Origin of the sequence: Lentilactobacillus hilgardii, assembly GCF_009832765.1 — a bacterium.
Taxonomy (GTDB): domain Bacteria; phylum Bacillota; class Bacilli; order Lactobacillales; family Lactobacillaceae; genus Lentilactobacillus; species Lentilactobacillus hilgardii.
Genome location: NZ_CP047121.1, coordinates 2620038 through 2643597, shown reverse-complemented (window position 1 = coordinate 2643597; position 23560 = coordinate 2620038). Strand labels below are relative to the sequence as shown.

Sequence of the window (23560 nt, the reverse complement as noted above, 5' to 3'; positions counted from 1 at the left end):
AAAGTAAATGGTTCTACCCTAATAGATAAGTCACCCCAGTTGCTTCATTTCCAATAAAGCAAGCCATTTCAGGATTAGTTGGAATCTTTGAAATCGGAACGAAAGGAAATTCTTTACTTAACATTTGGTAAAGGAAATTTGCCCGATCAGGATTACCGGAATGAAGGATAGATAGTTGAACGATCGGTTCGTGATGCATGATGGTTAATTGATCATGCCAAAATTGATTAACAAGTTCATCTTGTCGGCTTCGTGTGACAAATGAAAAATCATTATTTTTAAACTCAATTACGTAAGAGACGTTTAATCTTTTTTCAATTGTTCCTCTGATTTTTCCGATGACACGTCTGTTAACCAGTTGAGAATTATTAGGTGCAGAAAAGAAGATTTTTGTTTTATCACGCACCTGTTCCATTGATGCTAAAACATCAATCATACGTTGACCCTTGGCGATGGCCTCTGCGGCGGTCATGACTTGATATGCTAATCCTGCTGCTGTTACTCTACTGTTAATGACGGTGACCTGACTTGTGGATTTTGCAGCAGCTGATTTAGCATTCTTATAGGTATTTGAAAGGGTGTCACTTAAGTGAATTGAGAGTATTTGACTACCATCGGCACCAAGTTCATCATAAGTATGCGTTAAGGCTTCAACACTAATTTCACCGATTATCGGTGCTCTTCCATCATCATCAAACATTTGCATGAATTTTTCACTACTGATTTTGTTAACATAGCCAAAAACTTTTCCGTTAATGAGGATAGGGGAGTTCATGACTGTGATATGATAGTGATTGATATCATTAGGAGATAAGTGAGCTGCTGAATCAGTCACAATTTTGATGTTATGCATAAGATCACCTCTTTGTATGATACAATTTATTCTTTATAACTTTAAGATACCATTATTAACCGATTTTGATAAATAATTTGATTGGAAGGATGGGTTTGATGAAGGGCAAGTATGAGGTTAATCAATATATTGGTGCACCACTGGAAACGGATGACTCTGGTCATTATAAAATAAAATACGATGAAAATGGTCATTTCAAACTCCATAGTTGGCGAACGGGTAAACATACCAAGGGAAAGTTTAAAAAACTCGGTCAGATTTTTATGACTGAAAATAATATGATGGTTGTGATTGTAAAGGCCATTCCTGTAGCTTTTAAAGACCGGCATACATTTACACCATTACAGCGGTTTACCACTGAGTTCGTTTCAGACAGTGTTTTAAATGAAGCTCAAAGTGAACTTAAAGATACAAAAACAGCTTGACACCATATGTGCCGAGCTGTTTTTGTTAGAAAAGCGTCAAGAATTACTTTTTGAGTAACTTTTCAGCTTCTGCTTTTAGATCATCGGAAGACATGTCCATGTATTTTTCCATGTCTTTACCAGTCTTCATGGTATCGTGATCGTTGTTCTCCATGTAATAATCCCATAAAGCATCTCGTACTGGAAGTTTACTATCGCTCCAGTCGAAAGCCTCACTCATTTTTTTGTTAAGTAATGGGGATTCTGCACCTGGTTCTTCTTCAATATCTTCTGCCATAGATAACTACCTCCTTATTTGTATCTATACCCATTATAGTTCAAATTTGAAATTTGGCACAAAAATTGTTTCAATAAATCACGTTTTATGATAATGGCTTTACTTTTACGATCCAGTTAACTTGTGGATTGGGTTCATTCAGTGTGTCGATGTTTTTTCCGATATCGGCATTTTGTTCAATGACGGTTCCGGCAATGGGAGATTTTAATGTTTCGACTGATTTGTCGCCCTCAATATCTAAAAGATCGTCATCAACTTGAATGTCCTTGAGTTGGGTTGGAAAGTCAGCAAATGTAATCTTGCCCATTAGTTGATAAACTGACTCGTCAATTCCCAACAAATAATTGCCATCACTTTGCTTGGCATACCAAATACCATCTTTTACCTGTACATCAGACAAGGTTGGTTGCTTTTTGCCGGTAAAAAAGTTTTTAATTCGCATCCAGAATGAAATTTTAGCCATAATGACACCGCCTCGATATTATTTATCTTAATTATAACGTATAATTATCAGTGTGCGAAACAAAGCGGTTACACCCGGAGTATAAGGCTATTTGATAAAGCTTAATTGATGTTATTACATAAATGCAGATGGGGAGGAATGTTTCATGTATCTTATCGATATTTCCAGAAATGGTCAACCAAGTTATGATGCCAGAGTCAACCAATCTTTGGACAATTATTTTGTGAATGATTTAAAGCTGCCGGGGCATGGACTAATGTTTTATATTAACAAACCCTCGGTGATCATCGGTCGAAATCAAAATGTATGGGCGGAAGTTGACGTTGATTATCTACATGAACATGATATTGAATTGGTTCGGCGAACATCCGGTGGCGGTGCTGTTTATCATGATATGGGAAACTTTATTTTTGAAAATATTCTCGTTGATGATGTTTCTGACTTTGGCGATTACGGTCATTTTGCTGAACCGGTTTTGAAGGCACTTCAAAAGCTTGGCATTGATGTTAAAATGAAGCCCAATAGTAGTGATCTGATTCTGGATGGTAAGAAATGGTCCGGGATGACAATGTTTAAAAGCGGTAAGGGCATTGCTGCAGGTGGCACGATTATGTATGATTTGAATATTGAAAATGCCAAGAAGGTTTTGACTGAGAATCAAATTGAAAAGCAAAAACGTTTGGGCGTTCTTTCCAAACGAAGTCCAATTGTCAATTTGAAGGATTATTTACCTGATGGCATGACAATGGCGGAATTTCGAGCTTATTTGCTGAAGGAAATGTTTCAAGTCAAGTCATTAGATGATATTGAAACTTACCATATGACTGACGAGGATTGGAAAAAGGCCGATCAACGTTTGGCAGAGACTTATGGAACTGATGAATGGAACTTTGGTCATAATCCGGGCTATTATGATTATCAAGATCAGCTCTTTGCGGCCGGAAAAATGGGTATTAATTGGACCATTACGGATGGTAAAATGGTACACCTTAAATTCAATCCGTTTTTTAAAGTCGACGGTGATTTAAACGAAGTAGAACAATATTTAATCGGAAGAAAAATGTCTTCGAGAACGATAAAAAAGGCTATTAAAAGGGGAAACATTAATAATATTGATAATGACGCACTTGCTGAATTCTTGGATAAAAGTTTTGAAGAGAAGTGAACATAGAAAAGATCATTTCCGGATTATTTTTTCGGAAATGATCTTTTTCTACTATTATATAGTTAATCTTTTAAACATCAGTTATTGGGAACGTTATTTGAGGCAGTTGCACGAATCGATTCTTTGACGGATTCGGTTGTGTGTTGACGCCACCACGAGGAGAGAACAGAACCGGAAACGTTGTGCCAGATCGAGAAGATGGTCGATGGAATAGCAGCAGCTGGAACGAAGTACTTCATGGCTAAAGTTGCACCAAGACTTGAATCCTGCATGCCAACTTCGAAAGTAATGGCTTTTCGTTGTGGCTGATGCAATCGAATCAAGTGGCCAAACAGGTAGCCAAGTGCGTATCCACTCAAGTTGTGAAGCATAACCACCGGGATAACCAGAGCGGTTTGGGCGGTGAATAAATCATCGTGGTTAGCTGCAAATACGGCACCGACAATGGCAAGAATTGCTAACTGTGAAATAAGCGGCAGAATCATATTTACTTTGGCGGCTTGCTTGCTGAAGAGTGTGTGAACAACAACCCCTAGGATGATGGGGATAACAACGATTTTTAAAGTACTCAGGAATAATTGCGTTGTCGGGATTGCAACGTACCGGCCAGCGTAGAATTGTAGCATTAGCGGCAGCATGATTGGTGCTAATAATGTCGAAAGAGCTTCGATCGAAACATCAAGCGCCACATCACCCTTTGCCAGATAGGCCATCACACTTGATGACGTTCCGCTTGGGCAGGAACCTACCAGAATGACACCAACGGCAGTTGCACCGGTTAAATGGAAAATTTGGCAAAGTAGAAAGGCGATAAATGGCATGATTACATAATGAGCAACAGTCCCGAGAATAACTGGAACCGGTCGTTTGAAAATTCTTGCGAAGTCATCTTTGCTTAAAGTGAGCCCCATTCCAAACAAAATGATTCCTAAAAGATAGGACGTATTAGGTGCGATCCATAAGCTCGCTTGTGGTAAGAAATAATTAACGGCGGCCCATAAGATAACGAGTAACGTAAACCACTTACTCATCCAGTTACCAATTTTAGATACAGTTTGCATAAGCATTCCTCCAAAAAGTTCAATTCTCTAAAAGTTTTCTCTACTATATTAATAGGCGCTTAAAATAATTCGTCGTAACCTTTCATAACACCACCGGTATTTGCTGAAGTAACCAAGGCTTGATAACGGGCCAAGTAACCTGAACGAACTTTTGGCTCGAACTTAGGTAAGTGAGTTCGACGTTCAGCAAGTTCCTCATCTGAAACGTCAACTGAAATGTCGTGGTTCTTTAAGTCGATGGTGATTGTGTCACCGTTTTTAACCAGAGCAATATTACCACCCTCGGCAGCTTCCGGTGAAATGTGACCAACGGCGATCCCCCGAGTAGCACCTGAGAAACGGCCATCAGTGATTAAACCAACGTCTCGACCCAAACCACGGCCAACGATACTTGAAGTTGGGTTCAACATTTCCGGCATACCAGGACCACCCTTGGGGCCTTCAAAGCGAATGACAACAACGTGACCTGGCTGAACTTCGCCTGAATCGATCCCATGAACGGCTTCATCATGTGAATCGTAGCAAATTGCTTTACCGACAAACTTGCCTTTATCACGAATGTCAGGATCAACCCCACCAACCTTGATAACGGCGCCGTCTTGGGCCAGATTGCCGTGAAGAACTGATAGTCCGCCAACGTTGGAGTAGGCGTTATCAACGGTATGAATAACTTCCGGATTCTTGGTTTTAGCACCTTCAACGTTTTCACGCAAGGTTTTTCCGGTAACGGTCATTCGATCAGGATGTAAAATGCCACCCTTTTCAATTAATTCGTTTAAGATGGCTGGAATCCCACCGGCAGCATGAACATCTTGCATGGTCCAGTGAGAAGATGGTGCGATTTTAGCTAAGTACGGAACTTTTCGGCTGATCTTGTTGATATCGTCCAAGTTATATTTGATACCGGCTTCGTGAGCGATCGCTAATCCATGAAGAATGGTATTGGTTGAACCACCCATTGCCATATCAAGCGCGTAAGCATCATCGAATGCTTCTTTGGTCATTAAGTCGCGAGGCTTGATATCATTTTTAACCATGTACATGACCTGTTTTGCGGCTTTTCGAACGAGTTCCTTTCGTTCTTCGGAATCGGCTAATGCGGTTCCGTTATATGGAAGTGCAACTCCCAAGGCTTCCATTAGGGAATTCATGGAATTGGCGGTAAACATACCGGCACATGAACCACAACCGGGACAGGCATTCTTTTCATATTCCAGCAGGTTTTTCTTTGAAAGCTTGCCACTTTTGAAAGCACCAACGGCTTCAAACATGGTTGACAGTGTTGTCGCACGGCCTTTGGGATCAACACCGGCTCTCATAGGACCGCCAGAAACAAAGACTGATGGGACATTCGTTCGGGCAGCCGCCATTAACATCCCGGGTGTGATTTTGTCACAGTTTGGCATGAACAAAACACCGTCAAACCAATGGGCGTTAATAACAGTTTCTGCTGAGTCGGCGATAATCTCTCGACTTGGAAGGGAGTAACGCATACCAACGTGTCCCATTGCGATACCGTCATCAACCCCAATTGTATTGAATTCAAATGGGATGCCACCGGCTTCACGAATGGCTCGTTTGGCAACATCGGCTAACGCGCGTAAATGAATGTGGCCTGGCACAATTTCAATATAGGAATTACAAATTGCGATAAACGGCTTCTTCATGTCGTGTTCGTTTTTTACTCGGCCTGTTGCGTAAAGTAAGCTTTTTGAGGGCGCTTCATCAACACCAACTTTGATCTTGTCGGATCGTTTATGGATACCTTCTCCTTCTGCGTTAAAATCAAGTGTATTTGCCATTAACTATCATCCTCTCTGATATGTAGTGGTGTGTTTGACACCAAAATTTGATTCTTGACTTGATATAGGGATAAAATAAAAGCCAAGAGCTGTGTTGAACAGCTCTTGGCTTGAAATCCACCAATGCCGCCCGCCTGGTTAGACGGGCTCATTACAAATTAGCCCGTCTAACTAATAATAATCACGACGAGAACAATAATTTGTAATAATAAGGCATTCGTTTTTTTCATTGTTGGGATTTCCTTTCACTTGTCTAAGAATTGCATTAAGCTTATTATAATTAATCTCACTTGTAAACAGTGATTGGATAAAATAGGGGAATTCCCCTACGTTTATTCTCATTTATTTTTCATTGTCAAGCATTTCGCCTGATGTGATTAATTGACAAAACTAAGGCACGGCAGTGAATTTAATCATTTCACTGCCGTGCCTTTTTATGAGAAACTGATTGATGATTATTAGAACATTACACTAGCATGCGGTATAGGGTTTTGTTTTCTTGTAAATTGATGTAGTGGGGATCAAACTGCTTAATTCTTTTTAGGAGCTGATCCAGATTATTAACATTTCCCAAGCGAATACCTATCAGACAAGGCCCCATGGTACTATTGACTTTCTTGGTATATTCGAATTTCGTGATGTCGTCATCGGGGTTTAAGACATGGCTAACGAATTCGCGAAGTGCACCGGCTCGTTGTGCAAAATTAACGATGAAGTAGTGTTGCTGCTGATTATAGAGCAATGAGCGTTCTTCAATTTCCTGCATTCGGTTGATATCATTGTTGCCTCCGGAAATGACGCATACGACTGTTTTGCCGACCAACCGATCTTTGTTTGCTTCCAACGCGGCAACACTCAGGGCACCGGCGGGTTCGGCAACAATGGCGGTTTTACTGTAAAGATCTAAAATCGTGTTGCAAACCTGGCCTTCCGGTACCTGGCATAATCGATCAACATTTGCCCGGCAGGTTGCATAAGTTAACTCACCGACCTTTCTAACAGCTGCGCCATCAACAAAGGCGTCAAGGGCCTCCAGTTCAACAGGCTTACCAGCATCAAAGGCGGCTTTCATTGAGGCGGCACCATTGGGTTCAACACCAATAATTTCTGTATTCGGACTTGTGTACTTGGCGTATGTACTGATGCCGCTTAGTAAGCCGCCGCCACCGATTGCAGCAAAGAGGCTGTCAATTGTTAATCCTTGTTTTTTGGCATCTTCAAATATTTCTACCGCAATGGATCCCTGGCCTGCCATTGTATTTAAATTATCGAACGGGGCGATAAAAGTCTGACCGTTATCTTGGCAGAAGGTGAGTGCCGCGTTTGCCGATTCGTCGAATGTATCCCCAATTAACTTGATGGTGGCGTAATCACCGCCGAAGTATCTGACTTGATTGACCTTTTGGGCGGGGGTAGTCGTTGGCATGAAGATTGTTGCGGGAATTTTCATTTTGTTGCAGGTCCATGCAACGCCTTGGGCATGGTTGCCGGCACTTGCACAAACGACACCGGCTTTTCTGGTTCCTTCAGGGGTTTGAGAGATCGCGTAATAGGCACCTCGAAGCTTGAATGAGCGGACCAGTTGTTGATCTTCCCGTTTGAGATACACGTTGGCATGATAACGGTCCGATAAATAGCGGCTATACTCCAATGCGGTATGTTTGACGATGGGCTTTAACACCTGATACGCATTTTTCACATCTGTTTCTGTTAGTTTGACGGTTCTTGTTTGCATAAAATCACTTTCCTTTCTCAAAATAAAAAACCGGGACCACTGTTAAATTGACAGTGGTCCCGGTTTTCATCCTCTTAGATCATCATATTTCTCAATTACCCATGTAAAGGCGCAGAACAACTGAAGGACCAGCTTTCTGTACCCATTGCTGCGTGGCTTTTTTGGGATGATAGGTGTCAAGGACAAATGCAGGGTTAACCTGTTGCGCACTGCCAAATGTCATCTTTGGGTTATCGATCGCCAAACCAATCTCTTGGTTTGGCTCCATAATGGCCCCAATGATTGAAAGATCCTTTGCAGTGACGTTGCTGATTGAAATCTTTGCAATATTTTGGGAACGGGCAATATCGATACGGGTTGTCAAACCTTCCAAACCGTATACTGAAAAACCACCAAGGTTAACAATTGCATTCGTGTTGGTGTCCGTTAATTCTGTTTTCATAGTTCGGATCTTAGCCTCAAAATCTTCGTCAGAAAGTAGGTTTGGTTGGTGACTGGTCGTTTTACTCTGGTAATCACTAATCAAAATTGTGTTGGCACCACAACGAACCAGTTCGTCGGCAGTGTCAGCCCAATTCGTCGCATCGTCGCCACCAAAAGAAGTGTCAGCCAATAAGTGAGCACTGGTAGCATTTCTCATGCAACGTAAGTATTGCGCGTAATCCGATAAACTTAACACTCGGTTGGTATCCCCACCCATTAATTGGTTTTCCACCGAGTCCTTATCGATATAAAGTTCGTTAAATCCTTGTGATTCGAAGTATTTCAGCATTGGCGCATTTGCTGCAGCTGGGATTATGCTAGTCGTCATGGTCATCATTCCTTTCTGAAATCAAAATCTAAAAGTTTAGTCAAAGTAAAAAAGTCAAAAATAAAAACGCCCTCTGAAAGTTTTTCAAAGGGCGTTTTTAACGCGGTACCACCTTTGTTCACGGTTAAGGAACTAACTGTCTCAAATCGTGCGATGTTTATACACGGCTGGGTAACGGGCAGTGCCGGTTTTGATTATAAGAGTGGATCTACTTTCACTCGTTGATTGTTATCCCGTTCCAGCATACCGGGACTCTCTTGCTAACAGTCGGACAAGTTACTTTTTCCTGAATCAAATTCTCATTTTTTAACTTTTCGCTAACTATACCACAGGTTGTGAAGAATGCAACAAATTTTATCAAATAAATTTAATTTGAAAAAGTTTGAATTGTTTTCTTCATATAATGCGCCAAAAGGTGATGTATCACCATGTAAAAAAGTTAAAATTAAGTCTTGACTTGTTTCAAAAAGCTAGTATTGTCAATAGGCAAGAATTAAATTTCGCTAAGTTCTCACATGAATCCTATCGAAATTTAATCCTTAAAAATAATTTTACGAGCGTCAGATCACGACTGTGACACCGTTTTCAAAGCAATTCGTGAGAAACAGATTAGAAAATATTTAATTTGGGTGTTGACAAATTTATAACTTCCGTGTTAAATTTCAACCATCACGAAAAAGTTATTCACCGATTAAACAATTGTGAGCTTGACGTGATGTTGTTAGACACATGTTGTTTTGAAAGGATGTGAATCAGATATGCTTGCAGAAGAGTCAAAGCCAGCAACCGCGACTGAAACCGGTGCTGAAATCTTGGTTGATGCATTAGCAGAACAAAACGTTGATTTTTTGTTCGGATATCCGGGTGGTGCGGTTCTGCCTTTATATGACGCACTTTATACAAAATCGTTTAGTAACGTACTAACCCGTCATGAACAAGGTGCCGTTCACGCTGCAGAAGGTTACGCCAAAACAACCGGTAAGACGGGAGTTGTTTGTGTAACCAGTGGTCCGGGTGCCGGAAATGTTGTCACAGGAATTGCGGATGCTCAAATGGATTCGGTTCCGTTGGTTGTTTTCACGGGCCAGGTTACTCGCTCCGCAATTGGAACCAATGCCTTTCAGGAGTTGGATATTGTGAGTGTGACCAAGCCGATCACCAAAGCCAATTTCCAAGTTCAGGATGTGAACGACTTACATAGTGTTGTGACTAAAGCATTTGAAATTGCTCAAAGTGGTCGTAAAGGTCCCGTTTTGGTGGATTTACCAAAGGATGTTACTTCTGAATCTGCTATTTTTGAACAAAATGCGCCGACGAAACGGGCAAAGCAACCACAACAATTGGGGAAAACCCAAGAAGCGACCATTGAAGCCGCACTTCATGCCTTGAGTAGTGCTTCCAAACCAGTCGTCATTGTTGGGGCGGGAGTGGCTGCCGCCGGAGCAACCAAAGCATTCAATCAATTTGTTCATGACTGGAACATTCCGGTTGTGGCTACATTGTTAGGACTTGGTATACTCCCAAGCAAGGATCCGTTATTCTTGGGAATGGGTGGTATGCATGGAAGCTATGCTGCCAACATGGCACTGACCGAAAGCGATTATATACTTAATATCGGTTCCAGATTCGATGATCGGATGGTGCCAAAAGCTTCAGATTTTGCGGATAATAAGACGATTGTTCATATCGATATTGATACGCATGAGTTAAACAAAATCTTAAAGGCGGATTATTCGATTGAGGCCGATGCAAAAGCAGCATTAACAGAAATGAACCGCAGTACAGCAGCCAAAACGCAGACGCCTGCTTGGAATCAGCTGGTGGAAGACCGGAAAGATGAAAATCCCGAGGATGCCAAACCGGCTGCGGGACAGTTTAACCCTCATGAAGTCATTGAGGCCGTCGGAAAAGCGACCAATGGTGATGCAATTGTTGTGACCGACGTTGGCCAACATCAAATGTGGGCAGCTCAATCATATCCATTCAAGCATGCCCGACAACTTGTCACTTCAGGTGGTTTAGGGACGATGGGGTATGGTCTGCCAGCCGCCATTGGCGCTAAATTAGGAAACCGTGACAGAGACGTTGTTCTGTTTGTGGGGGATGGTGGCTTTCAAATGACTAGTGAAGAGCTGGAAGTTTTGGCCGCTGAGGACTTGAATGTTAAAATCTTCCTTTTGAATAATCATGCATTAGGAATGATTAGACAGTGGCAGGATGCTTTCTATTCAAATCATCGCTCCAAGTCGTTATTTGATCATCAACCGGACTTTAAGAAACTTGCTGATGCCTACGACATTAATTATCAGCAGTTAAATCCGGAAGAACCGTTGGAGCAACAACTCAATGATGTCTTCGATGATCCCAAATCAACTTTGGTAGAAGTTCAAGTACCGGTTGATGAGCAGGTTTACCCAATGGTAGCACCTGGTCACAAGAATAATGACATGATTGGATTCTAAGGATGACCACATTTTAGGAGGTGAGGCCTTTCATTACTAAATTGAGTTTAAGTTCCTACGACAATTGTTTCAGAAAAAATACTTAACATAAAAAATGGAGGAATCAGTATGAGTGTAGAAATGTTGTATGACAAGGATGTTACCACCAATTATCTTCAAGGAAAGAAAATTGCTTTTATCGGTTATGGATCTCAAGGCCATGCCCAAGCTAACAACTTAAGAGATTCAGGTTATGACGTTATCGTTGGTGTTCGCCCAGGACAATCATTTGAAAATGCCAAAATCGATGGATTCGATGTTTACACACCAGCCGAAGCAGCTCGTCGTGCAGACTGGATTCAAATGTTAACGCCTGATGAAGTTATGGGTGATGTTTATAAAAATGAAATTGCACCTAACCTTGAGGAAGGCAATGTATTAGGCTTTTCACATGGCTTCAACATTCATTATAAAGAAATCGTACCACCAGCAAACGTTGATGTTGTTATGATGGCACCTAAAGGCCCAGGTAATCTTTGTCGTCGTACATACGTTGAAGGCTCCGGTGTTCCAGCATTATATGGTTATTTCCAAGACTATTCAGGCCATGCCGAAGATTTATCCAAGGAATTCGCCAAAGGAAATGGTGCAGCACGTGCCGGACTATTGAAGACAACCTTCAAAGAAGAAACTGAAGAAGATTTGTTTGGTGAGCAAAACGTCCTTATGGGTGGTGTTACCGCGCTCATTGAAACCGGTTATGAAGTCTTAACCGAAGCAGGATACTCACCACAGTTGGCATACTTTGAAGTAGATCATGAAATGAAATTGATCTGTGACCTTATCTACGAAGGTGGGTTCAACAAGATGTATGCTGACTGCTCGAACACTTCTGAATATGGTTCATATGTAGTTGGTCCAAAGGTCGTTGGTAAGGAATCCAAGCAAGCTATGAAAGACGCTTTGAAGCGGATTCAAGACGGTTCATTTGCTAAAGAATTCATGGATGACTACCGTAACGGCTTCAAGAAGCTTTACAAGATGCGTGAACGTTCAGCTAACTCACTTCTTTCACGTGTTGGTGCTGATCTTCGTGATCACATGTCATTTGTTGGTGAAGCCGACAAGTACAGTACACCTACTGAAGAAAAAGCAGAAGCTGAAAAGTAAGATTGCCTAACTACAAGTTTGCTAACTGATCATTAGGCATAGCTGGCTTTGTGCATTGATTGAATGAAATGATAAATGAACTTCCGCTAACTAACTCGGAAAAAGTTGCGGATCGATTGTGAGCATCACAACTCACGCTTAACTAAGCAATTAAACGAAAGGACTGAATAAAAACCGCTCCGGTTTATTCAGTCCTTTTGAATACATATACATTTAGGAGGCCGCTTATGGAAAGAATTTTACGCTTTGACGATGTCTCGGTTACCCGAGGCAAAAAGAAAATTTTACATCATATTAATTGGCAGGTCAATCAAGGCGAAAATTGGGCGATTTTAGGATTGAACGGTGCCGGCAAAACAACTATGTTAAAAATGATTCATGGAGATTTGTGGCCAACTTCTGGGAATTTGGAGGTGCTCGGTGGGGTATTCGGCCATATTAATATTCCGGAATTGAAAACCAAAATTGGCTGGGTCAGTAACGCTCTCCAAGATCAGCTTCATACGGGTGATTTGGTAGATTTTATCGTTCTATCAGGAAAGTTTGCCAGCATTGGTATCTATCAAGAATTTTCTCAAGCGGATTTAGACGAAGCCCGCCAAACCTTAATTGACATGGGTGGTCAAAAGCTATTGGGAAAACAATATGCAGTGTTGTCTCAGGGAGAACGTCAATTGGTATTGATCGCTCGGGCAATGATGGCTCATCCTAAATTATTAATCTTAGATGAACCGTGTAACGGGCTGGATTTGTTCGCAAGGGAAGAATTGCTGAAACGGGTCGCGCAAATTTCCCGGATGCCTAATCGACCGGTGCTGCTTTTGGTTTCTCATTATACTGAAGAGCTTTTACCGTGCTTTAATAATGTGTTACTTTTGCGCCAGGGGCAGGTTATTCAAGCAGGTAAGCGGAAGGACGTACTGAATGAAACCAGTTTATCGGCTTTTTATAGTAAGCCGATTCAAACGGTGACGATCTCCGGAAACCGGTTGGCAGTTTATCCGAAATAGCGATCAGCCGTAGTTAAAAACGATGTGTTGTGTGGTCGAAATATGGGAAACAGATAAAATTTAAAAAGTTGTGGCAAATAAATAACGTTGCCGCAATTTTTTTGTACATATTCATAGTTGAATAATTCTTCACAAATTCTTCAATATTATGTTCAAATGATGACTGATTCATTTTCTTAAAATACGCTAGGAATATGCATTAATGAGGCCAGGTCTGTTGCTTCAACGGCCATTGGTGAATAGTTTTAAGTCATAAATTAAAAGTTGGCCTATTGGAAACAATATATAAAAGTCACAATTTCTTTTAAAAAAAGCCAAACTTTCTTGTTACTCTTATAGTGTTGATTAGATACTGCTAATTAAAACCATTAGGAGGACCTGGAAATGTGGATTAAAAAAAGAGGAGTCATTATTCAAGTCATTGGCGTTTTGACTCTGTTGATTGGTAATTTTTTCACTGCTGGCCAAGCCTTGGCGGATGCAGTTTCGACAGATGAAATTGCCGTGGAAAATGCAAAGTTTGTTAATCAGCATCAGCAATTTGTTTCTAATTCGAAAGTTGGAGACAGAGCCCAGCTATCATTTGATTTAACGGTTGGGGCAATATCGAAAAGCGGTGCTGTAACATTCGGGTACGATGAAGAAAGTTTAACGATAAAAAAGAAACGGTACAAGTATACAAATGGCCAAACGGTGGTTGTTGTCGATGTGGATGGTAAAGATTCAACTATTCACTGGCGAAACGCTGTTGGTCGAACAAATATGGAAGTAAAGCTGCCCGTTAAATTTAGAAGAGCTATGAATCAACATCGGTTGACGGTTGCGGTTGACCATAAACTGGTTAAATTACCATTTTTGACAATTGTTTCGAAAGAAAATAAGCCGAAACAAAATCAAGCAGGTTCATCGAGTGGCAACCTAAAGTCGGAAGACAAGGTTAACAACATGTTGCAACAGGAAAGGATGAAGGAAACCCAAAAACAGGTTCAAAAGGCTCAGGCACAATCTCAGGAGTCACAGTCAAAAGGGTCTGAATCGACTACCGATGAAAGTGAGAAGTCTTCGGGGAGTATATCTCAATCCAATCAGACAAAGAGCCAAAGCTATCTTGAAGAAAAGCGGAAAAATGATCAGAAAAAAGCAGCCGTTAATAATAAAAAAGCGATTGCCGAAAATGATGACAATGGTGGAAAAGTGGCGGAATCTTCTTCGTCAGTCGTGGATAATGCAGCGACAACCCCCGGTTCATCCAAGGCTGCTAAAAGCGTAGCAATTGATCGAGATGTCACAACCACAAGTGAAGCGTTGAAGCAGGCGGATGCTGAAGATGCCGGCGATGCGGATGGTGATGTTCCGAGTAAGGGGGCGAATATTCGAAATGAGGTAAAGAATGCCCAAATATTTGCCGCTAGGACCGGTCAAAGTCTGAATGATAAAATTGATACACAGTTCTTTTCAAAGATTACCTTAGGAATGGATAATCAAACCATTGATATTCCAGCTAAGCTTGGCGATGGCCAAACGGTTACGATTCCTGAACAGATTCACGGCAGTTCCAAGAACGTGATTACTTGGCACTGGGATACAACCAGTATTGAAGAAATGAATTCACCGGAATTTGAAATTGAAGACGGCGATTATTATGACTTTGTGTTAAGCGGTTTTAAATTTGACTACGACGGCAAAGACAAAGTGACACAGGAAATTGTTGCCGACGGTGTTAAAATTGGTGAATTTACCGTTAGCCCACACAAAAATGGTGCGGGAACCACCGTCTCTGACAAACACGATATTCGGATTACTTTTCTAACGGCTAAGGCGCCGGGGCATTCCACCATCTCCTATGGGGCGAGTTTAACGACTACGTTTAACAAAGAAGCCTCAGAAATTTCCTTTGGTGAAATTGCCGGGGAAGATGCAAAAATTGAAGTTGAGAAGGCTACTATTAGTCTAAAAAAGGATGGCGACTTTTATAATGACGAGGGAGTTGTTGACTACAATAAACTTCATTGGAAATCAACTTTCAAAGTGGAAAAAGACGGGGCTGCCGCTGATAAAGTTGTTTTAACCGATACATTTGGTGAAGGATACCAATACGGAATTGACAAAGATCCGGCAGACTATATCATTCACGTTACCGGTAATAAAGGAACTACCGCTAAACAGGTGAAACTAAGTGATATTAGTCATGCATCAAGTGGTCGACAAATTGATTTTACCTTTGAAGCAGCAGAATTGGTAAAAAAAGGGATTCTTGAAGAAGGCGAAAAGATTGAATCAATTGTTTTGGAAACAATTGGAACAGTTACGAGGGCTGCTCAAAATGAATTTGTCAATACGATTCAAGTAACGGATATCCAAATCGGTGGCCATCAGATTACCAGCGCACAGGCGGATGCCAGCATTACACGGGCAAAGACTCAATTGGATAAGAAAGCAACTGTTCAATCGGGTGGAAATGTTCGATATGAAGTGAGATTTACGGTGGATGAAGACACGAAGAATTTCACGATGACAGATAGGCTAGGCAGTGAGAAGTTTGCCTTTGCAGCTGTCGGCTCCGATTCCTATGAACTCAAAATAAAGGGTGAAGGGGGAAACGTTTATCAGGATTGGGTTGAAGCAACGGAAATTTCTGGTGAAGAGGGCTCTCCTGCCACACTGACAATTAAGTTTAAGCCGAATATTCCTCAGGGTACCCATTATCTTTATTACGATATCATTCCCAAGGATGAAGCTACGAGCACTGACTATAAAGATTTAAAAAACTTTGTTCAGTGGGATGGGCAGGAAAAATATTCAACAATTCAAAACCCGAGGATTGATACCAAGCAAAGTCTCGGGGCCGATTGGTCAAAAATGACCACTGATTGGGGCATTAACGTTAATCAGATTAATCGGAAAGTGACAGGCGACTTTGTGATTACGGAGCCTCACGGTGATGTTGACTATCTTGATTTTGGAAAATTTTATCATGAACTTTCGAGTAACGGATACCAAGATGCTAAAAACTATCTAAGATTCTTTGAAAATAATGTTTCAGGGAAAGAATATCAGTATGAATACAAGAATGGCAAATTTTATTGGGAAGGAACAAGCGACGAAGCATTTGAGATTGAATTTAACGACACTACGAAGGCCATCAAGCTGACGGTTAAAAAACTTCCCGGTGAGAATCAGACAAATTATAGATTCGGAATCGGTTACTATAATGTTCCTCTGGATAAAGAAGCTATTGCAAAAAAACCACCATTCTCGTTTGTTAACCGAGCGCAGGTCAGTTATAACGGTGGAGACAATATCGTTGAATCGTGGAGAGGCGTTCCCGCCTTTATGCGTCAGCACTTAACCAAAACTGGAAGATTGAGTGAAAACTTCCATGAAAAAAACGGTCGTCACATTGACTGGAAAGTGTCATTTAATCACATGGGTTATTTAGGTGAGGGCGAGGCACTGGCAAAGCTTCTTACAGAAGACGGGATAGACATTACTGATATTGTCGGTACCGATCAAATGACCGGTAATGACGATGTGTCGAATGATAAAACACTCCAAGATATTTCAAACCTATTAGGAAGTCTAAAGATTTCGCTTGCTAAATTAGCGAATGACGGTTCCGGTTATGGTGAAGCCGAACTTTTGGAGAAAAATGATTATAAAATTGTTGAGGACAAAGACGAAAGTGAAAACGAGAATCATAAAGTAACATTCAACTTAAAACTAACAGAAAGTGGGCTAGCAAAATACAGAGCCGGGAAAACGGTCTTTGTTCTTAATTTTCAAGCTCAAGTACCATCTCTCGATTTTAGTGATGATAAGCATGAGCATTTTAAAAAATGGCTTTTCCGTAATAAAATTACGCTTTCAGGTTTGGGACAGTATGGTGATGAGAATGGTAAAAGGACAACTGAGGCTACTGTTTCCTATACAGACAATGGTCACCTTTTAGATAAGAGCGGTCAGTCAATGGATATTTCACCGGCCCCGGAAGAACGGACTTTACCAGCCATAAAATGGCAGGTGGTTCTTAACGGTGATGGTCGAAATATTGATTCCAAACAAATTAAAGTGACCGACTCAATTGCCAATCAAACCCACCATCATTTGATTACACATGATCCAACCTACCAATTGACTTTATTCAAAGCAAATCGATCAATTGGCGACGATGGTAAAGTAACGTACACTGCGGGAGACAAAATTCAACGGGACTCGTATAAGCTGGATTATTCCGATTCGCTGGATAATATGACCATCACATTTGATAAAGACGTGATCGATGGTCAACCGATATTGGTCCAATACTACACGGTTAGAGAGACTTCAACTGCCAATAGTTCTTTTGAAAATAAAGTGACCTTGGAATATGGTGACGAAAAGATTATTGAGGAAGAAAAAGTTAAGTCCGATACCAGTGCGTGGGGATCTTATGAAAGATTTGCGGTTAACGTGGTTAAATTGGATGCCAAGACAGGCAAACGTTTGGAAGGCGTCATGTTTATGCTTGAACGGTATGATAAAGCCACTCAAAAATGGGTACCGGCCCAGTATCTGGATGGCAATAACGAGAAACAGGATATGGTTGAGACAACGGATGAGTATGGAATGGCGTCCTTCAACAATCTTGGCGATAAAGCCGTCTATCGAATCGTTGAAACACAGGGACTGAGTGGATACTATGCAAATTACACGTCTCCGGAATTTAGGATGAGTGATTTGACTAATGGCCAAACAGTACACGTGCTTAAGGTTGAAAATCCGACGATGAATGAGCTGATCATTAAGAAAAACGTTCAATCCAGCGACCCAGCTTCACGAAATGATCAATTTAAGTTTGAGGTTCAGTTTACCGACAAAGACGGAAAGATAGATGAAAGTGTTAACGGTCGCTTTGATGTAGAACTTAATGGTGAAATGCAATCCACTCAAGTGACCTTTATCGAAGGTGTGAGCCAAGGCCTCCCTGGGATCAAGAATGGTGAAATCCTTAAGATTAAAGGATTGCCGGTCAATGCCTATTACCGGGTTATTGAAACCAACGGGGATGGATATAAAACGACTCATAGTATTAGGCAACTTAACGTTACCCATCCGGCAGGTGACGGATCGAAGAAAACCGATGTCTTGGCATTTGACGATTCGGGATCTCCCGGAATTGTGACTTTCACGAATACCTTGGATTCCGGTGAGTTTGAATTTTCAAAAGCGATTCGGGGCGAAAATAAGGATCGTGATAAAGATCGGGAATTCAAATTTGAACTCCAAGTATATAAAGATGGCAAGTTGTACGAAGAGTTTAATTCGTTAGTTTCAGGAATTAAGCATAACAATGGCCAAGATACAGACGTTCAGTTTAGGTTTGAAAACGGTAAAAGCACCCAGTTACTTGGCGACAAAGACATTCTGCTAAAGGATGGCGAAAGTTATCGTAAAATTAAGCTTCCGGGAAATGTTCAGCTTGTTGTTCGGGAAAAACACGATGATGTCTACAGCAAAACATTTTACAAGCTAAATAACGGTGATGAAAAAGCGGTCGAAGTTGATCATGACGGATTTCATGTAGTGGGTCCGATTTCCATAGGCAGTCATGTCAAATTTATTAACGAACACAAAGAAAATCAATTCGAGTTCGAGAAAATAGTTTCCGGCCGGGATACCAATGATACTTTTACTTTTGATGTAACAGCCGGCAACGAAGAAACCCGGAATGCGGTTAAGAGCAACGACTATGTGGTTGCAATTGTTAATGCCGCAACGGGAGAATCGGTTCATGGTCATTTAACGGTTAAGATTGTGTTTAATGATCAAGGTAAAGCAACCGGGTTGCGATTTGGTGACCAACCCAACGTACAACCGATTAATCTTCAAAATAATCAGAAGTTGATTGTTAAAGGATTACCAACGGATGCGGGACAATTTAAAATTAAAGAAATTGACTATCAAAAGGGTGATTGGACCGTTTACAACCACATCGATGGAGAATTCGAGCGTGCCGGTGATGACGTTACTTTGAACCTGAACAGAGAAAAGGGAAGAAACTCGGTTATGTTCCGAAATACACCACCGGATTGTGTACCGTTTACGCTTAAGAAAGTAGCAAGTGGACTTGATATTCCAAAGGACAAGGCATTTGAATTTGACTTAACGATTACAAATCCAAATTCCGAATGGGGTGACAAAAAAACGTTTAAGGCTATCAAGAGTGGTGAAACAGATGAGCAGGAGATCGTGTTCTCAAAAGCCGCAGGCAATGTTTATCATGCCAAAGTATCACTCAAAGTTGGCCAAACAATCACCTTCTTTATGATTAAAGGGTTGAAGATGACAATCACTGAGGACATTGGTGATGACTATCATGTCAGTCATCAATATGGTGGCGACAACTGGAATGATGGCAAAGAAGCCCAAGTGACAACCGGTTCAGCCGATGATTGTGGAACAAACTGCCTACCGCCGCTTGTCTTCAAAAACCATCGTCCTGGAACATCACTGGAAATCAGAAAGGTCTTAAAGGGAGCCCTTTCTGAAACGGATTTTGAGACAGAATTCGAGTTCAAGCTAAATGTGGTAGATAAGGAAGACCGCAAATTAGACGGAGAGTTTGATATCACCATTATTGATCGGGAAAATCATAAACAATCGGGAACTGTCACCTTAGTAGATGGCAATATCAAAATGATTACCCTTGATAAGGGAAAACTGAGTACTTTAAAATTACGCGGGGATGAAAGGGCTGTGATTACAGGGTTACCAGACGGCGCAAAGGTCAAAGTTATTGAGACATCGCAAGCCGACTTTAAGACCAGCCATGCGATCAATACGAACGCAGAGGTAACCGGTAATGAAACGATTAATTGGACACTTCACGAAGATGAAAAGACCGTGGTCCAATTCATGAATGAAAAACTGGCAGGAGGATTAAAGATAACCAAGAGGGTTATAGGTGATCAGTTAACACCTGCAGATAGGGATCGTCAATTTGAATTCTATGTCACAACGACTCCCGAATTGGCGGATAAAGCCTATCAAGCAGTTAAGAGAGATCAGCATGGAAATAAGGAAAATCTAAGAATCAAGTTTACTGATGGCCGTTCCGAGCAAGTCCTATTAAAAGATGGCGAATCTATGGCATTCCAGGGCTTGCCAACTAACGTCAAGTATTCGGTTCGCGAAATCATTGCGCAGGATATGCAGGCGGACTATAACGTGTCCTACAGAATCGATAAAGGAGCCGAGCATCAAAAAGAAGTCACAGAATATCTTGGCCTTGAGCATGATAAGGTTGGACATGTCACATTCTATAATGCCAAAAACTCACCGGAAACCACAAACCTTGAAATTCATAAAAAGGTAGATGGGGACGGCATTAGTAACCTGGATTTACAGAGATCGTTCAGTTTCCGAATCAAATCGGATATTGCCTTAAATGAAACGTTCACGGCAACTATGCGAAGCCAGAATGGTCACATGGAAGAAGTTGGACTCGAATTTAAAAACGGTATTGCCGATTTGACGTTGAAATCTTCGGAATATTTAAGTGTCATGGGACTTCCGATTGACTATCATTACCAGGTAACGGAAACAAAGGTTGCCGATTTCAGTACATCCTATCAGGTGAATGGTGGACAAATAACGGCTGGTAACGCAACTGAAAGTTTTAAAATGGTAAATGGGAAAAACGGACTGGTTAATTTTGTCAACCATAAGGAAAAATCAGAAACTGCTTCTATGGAAATTGCCAAGCGCTTGGCTGGAACGGGACTTTCCGAAGCTGATAAGAATCGCAATTTCAAGTTTGTGATTTATACAAATGCTTATGGTGATTTTAAAGCAACCAAGATCGCCAGAAATGGTCATAGCGAAGAAGTAACGGTTTCAATTCGTAATGGACAGTCGACACCTATTTATCTAAAAGGTGACGAATCAATTCTGATTAAAGATCTGCCAATAAGCAGCACTTATCAGATTGGTGAGGCATTCGCTGAAGGGTTTGCTGCGAGTTATCAAGTTAATAGTGCAGGTAAATACGATGGGATGATGACTGACGTCGTTAAGTTGGTGAAAGATCAAGCGGGAAAGGTCACATTTACTAACACCAAAGATATGGTTCCTGCCGAGGGGACGCTCATTATTGACAAATTTGTGAACAACCTTGGTAATCCAAAACAATCCTTTACTTTTAACATTGAGATGAAGGATGGTGCTGGCGGTTATCTGAATGGTATTTTCCAAGTAGAAAAAGTTAAAAACGGTGTTTCAGAGATTGGGCAAATTGCCTTAGTTGACGGCAAAGGAACCTTCCAATTAACGCATGGACAGACAATTAAGTTAAGCATGCCGCTTGGAACAGCGTATAACATTTCCGAACAGGATTATCAGTCGATGGGATATGTAACAACAACGACGAAGAACCGTGTTGCAATGCCAAGTACCACCGTAACGGGAACGGTAACGGCAGGCACAGACCATCTTATCTATCATAACGATATTAAAGATGATCTTGAAGGAACCGCACCGCTTCCTGGACAAGAAGATAGTGATGACGGCAGCGCGACGCTTGAAGGAGCGCAAGGACTGCCTGGTAACACTTCAGATAACACGAGTGGTGCTGATGGGATTAGCGGCAGCAATGGTGTGAGTGGATCAGGGTCTTCAACAGACGCACCGTCCGGGATTCCTTCGCAAGGATATACCGGTAAAGCAGCCCTGCCACAAACAGGAGAAGATATTAACCAGCAACTGATTATTTTGGGATTGGTATTGCTGATGGCTGCAATTGGCGGCATGGTTTATTATAAGAAACGGGTTTGATAAAAAATAATTTTTAAAGAAAAAGGAAGCGCCAAAAGTCAATTACGGCGCTTCTTTTTCTTGGTTTTACAAGACACTAGCGTTCACATTTTTATCACTTTTTATTAAAGTATGCTTGACATTTTGTTATTTAAATCTCATAATGCGAAGTATCAATTTGAAAGAAGCATTCGTCCTATTCAATTACCAGAAAAGTCATTCGGCGGCTGAGAGATGACATTGAATTTGCGGATCGTGACTTTCATGCTTTCTTTAACTAGATTGGTGAGCTGTTTTTAGCAGTTAGCCGGTTTCGGACTTGTCCGTTAAAGCATGTCAACGAGTGGATACGAACAGCGTATCTATGAAGGTGGTACCGCGGCCAATTGTCGTCCTTTTGTCTTAGTGACAGAAGGGCGACTTTTTATTTGGTTGACTCGTTGACGATTGAATAGTTGTTACATAGCGATGACATGAAAGGGAGTTATAAATATGAAATATACAGTTTTAGGTGCAGGTGCAATGGGGTTGCGTTATGGTGTTTTGCTTCAGGAAGCAGGATTCGATGTTGATTTTGTTGATACTTGGGAGGACCAGGTTGAGAAAATTCGTCAGCAAAAAGGGGTCTACGTTTCCCGAGATGGTCAGAACCGGCATTTGGTACCGGTAAATGTTTATTATCCCGAAGAATACAAGGGTGATCCGGATGTCTTGATTGTCTTTACGAAACAGTATCAATTAGACGACTTCTTGAAACGAAGTGCCCGTTTCTTTAACGATAAACAATACGTCGTGACTTGTATGAACGGTATGGGACATATTGAAAAACTAAATCAATATTTTCCTAAAGAGCGTGTTCTTGGCGGCACTGCTTTAATCGGAACGGTTTTGAATAAGGCGGGTGATGTTGATTTTATCGGTCCTAAAGGCGCCGGTTCAATGAATGTTGCCAATGAAACCGAAAAGCCGGATCAAATGACACATCAAATCGTTGATGAGTTTACGCAAGCAGGCTTAAACCCTAATTTGACAACAAACTTCTTGGGAACACTAATGGCTAAGGTTATTTTCAACTCGGTTATTAATACGCTTTGCACCATGTTTAAAATCCGCATGGGTGAATATATTCAATCGCCAGTGGCCAAGAAATTGGGTGTTCAATTAATTGATGAGGCATTTGATGTTTGTGAACGAGCGGGCATTACCTTGCTAAATACCCGTGAAGAAGAGTGGCAGACTGTTTCATACGTCAGTCGTGTCTCAAATCCATTGCATTTCCCATCTATGTACCAAGATATCTCCAAGAATCGGCAGACCGAAGTTGATTACATCAACGGTTATATTTATGATTTGGGATTGAAGTATCATTATGAAGCCAAGACTCATGACTTCTTGAGAAATTTGGTTCATCTAGCTGAATTCTCTGGGACATTCGATGTTGATGGCTATATTCAATCGGTTTTGGACGAGGATAAGAAGCAGGCAGCAAAGCAAGCCACAGTTCAAGCCAAAGCATAGTTTTTTAACTAACATAGTTTTATTTTGATCCCTTTGACA

At 41.2% G+C, this 23560-nt stretch carries 14 protein-coding genes; 7 read left to right on the top strand and 7 right to left on the bottom strand.

The window, feature by feature from the left end; all coding sequences use genetic code 11:
• Positions 1-13: 13 nt before the first annotated feature.
• Complete coding sequence (locus GQR93_RS12540; RefSeq protein ID WP_004466260.1) at positions 14-853, bottom strand: DegV family protein; 840 nt, start codon at positions 851-853, stop codon at positions 14-16.
• A gap of 98 nt (positions 854-951) precedes the next feature.
• Here GQR93_RS12540 and GQR93_RS12535 point away from each other — a divergent pair, with 98 nt between their 5' ends.
• On the top strand, positions 952-1278 hold the full coding sequence (locus GQR93_RS12535) for a DUF7671 family protein (RefSeq protein ID WP_375711425.1): 327 nt from the start codon (positions 952-954) through the stop codon (positions 1276-1278).
• 43 nt (positions 1279-1321) lie between these two features.
• Here GQR93_RS12535 and GQR93_RS12530 read toward each other — a convergent pair whose 3' ends face one another.
• Positions 1322-1555: a P8 family protein gene (locus tag GQR93_RS12530; protein ID WP_003558678.1), complete on the bottom strand. Its 234-nt coding sequence runs from the start codon at positions 1553-1555 to the stop codon at positions 1322-1324.
• Positions 1556-1640: 85 nt separating this feature from the next.
• Positions 1641-2018, bottom strand: a complete 378-nt coding sequence (locus tag GQR93_RS12525) for a glycine cleavage system protein H (RefSeq protein ID WP_003558680.1) — start codon at positions 2016-2018, stop codon at positions 1641-1643.
• A gap of 145 nt (positions 2019-2163) precedes the next feature.
• Here GQR93_RS12525 and GQR93_RS12520 point away from each other — a divergent pair, with 145 nt between their 5' ends.
• Positions 2164-3183, top strand: a complete 1020-nt coding sequence (locus tag GQR93_RS12520; protein ID WP_004466264.1) for a lipoate--protein ligase — start codon at positions 2164-2166, stop codon at positions 3181-3183.
• A 77-nt stretch (positions 3184-3260) separates the two neighbouring features.
• On the opposite strand, the gene GQR93_RS12515 is transcribed toward GQR93_RS12520, so the two are convergent.
• The 4 genes from GQR93_RS12515 to GQR93_RS12500 all read right to left on the bottom strand — a co-directional run bounded on the left by GQR93_RS12515 (position 3261) and on the right by GQR93_RS12500 (position 8592).
• On the bottom strand, positions 3261-4244 hold the full coding sequence (locus tag GQR93_RS12515; RefSeq protein ID WP_187117478.1) for a bile acid:sodium symporter family protein: 984 nt from the start codon (positions 4242-4244) through the stop codon (positions 3261-3263).
• 59 nt (positions 4245-4303) lie between these two features.
• Positions 4304-6046, bottom strand: a complete 1743-nt coding sequence (gene ilvD / locus GQR93_RS12510; RefSeq protein WP_004466268.1) for a dihydroxy-acid dehydratase — start codon at positions 6044-6046, stop codon at positions 4304-4306.
• Positions 6047-6512: 466 nt separating this feature from the next.
• Positions 6513-7781, bottom strand: coding sequence for a threonine ammonia-lyase IlvA (gene ilvA, locus GQR93_RS12505; RefSeq protein ID WP_004466269.1), 1269 nt, complete (start codon positions 7779-7781; stop codon positions 6513-6515).
• 91 nt (positions 7782-7872) lie between these two features.
• Positions 7873-8592, bottom strand: coding sequence for a hypothetical protein (locus GQR93_RS12500; protein ID WP_225430316.1), 720 nt, complete (start codon positions 8590-8592; stop codon positions 7873-7875).
• 758 nt (positions 8593-9350) lie between these two features.
• Between GQR93_RS12500 and ilvB the strand changes: the two genes are divergently transcribed.
• The 5 genes from ilvB to GQR93_RS12470 all read left to right on the top strand — a co-directional run bounded on the left by ilvB (position 9351) and on the right by GQR93_RS12470 (position 23521).
• On the top strand, positions 9351-11054 hold the full coding sequence (ilvB, locus tag GQR93_RS12490; RefSeq protein ID WP_004466272.1) for a biosynthetic-type acetolactate synthase large subunit: 1704 nt from the start codon (positions 9351-9353) through the stop codon (positions 11052-11054).
• 108 nt (positions 11055-11162) lie between these two features.
• The gene (gene ilvC / locus GQR93_RS12485; protein WP_004466273.1) at positions 11163-12203 is read left to right on the top strand and encodes a ketol-acid reductoisomerase; all 1041 of its coding nucleotides are present in this window, start codon (positions 11163-11165) and stop codon (positions 12201-12203) included.
• A gap of 227 nt (positions 12204-12430) precedes the next feature.
• Entirely contained in the window at positions 12431-13213 is a 783-nt protein-coding gene (locus GQR93_RS12480; protein WP_004466274.1) for an ABC transporter ATP-binding protein, read from the top strand.
• Positions 13214-13597: 384 nt separating this feature from the next.
• A complete protein-coding gene (locus GQR93_RS12475) occupies positions 13598-22024 on the top strand; it encodes an LPXTG cell wall anchor domain-containing protein (protein WP_004466276.1) in 8427 nt (2808 codons plus the stop codon).
• 471 nt (positions 22025-22495) lie between these two features.
• A complete protein-coding gene (locus GQR93_RS12470) occupies positions 22496-23521 on the top strand; it encodes a ketopantoate reductase family protein (RefSeq protein ID WP_004466277.1) in 1026 nt (341 codons plus the stop codon).
• Positions 23522-23560 lie beyond the last annotated feature (39 nt).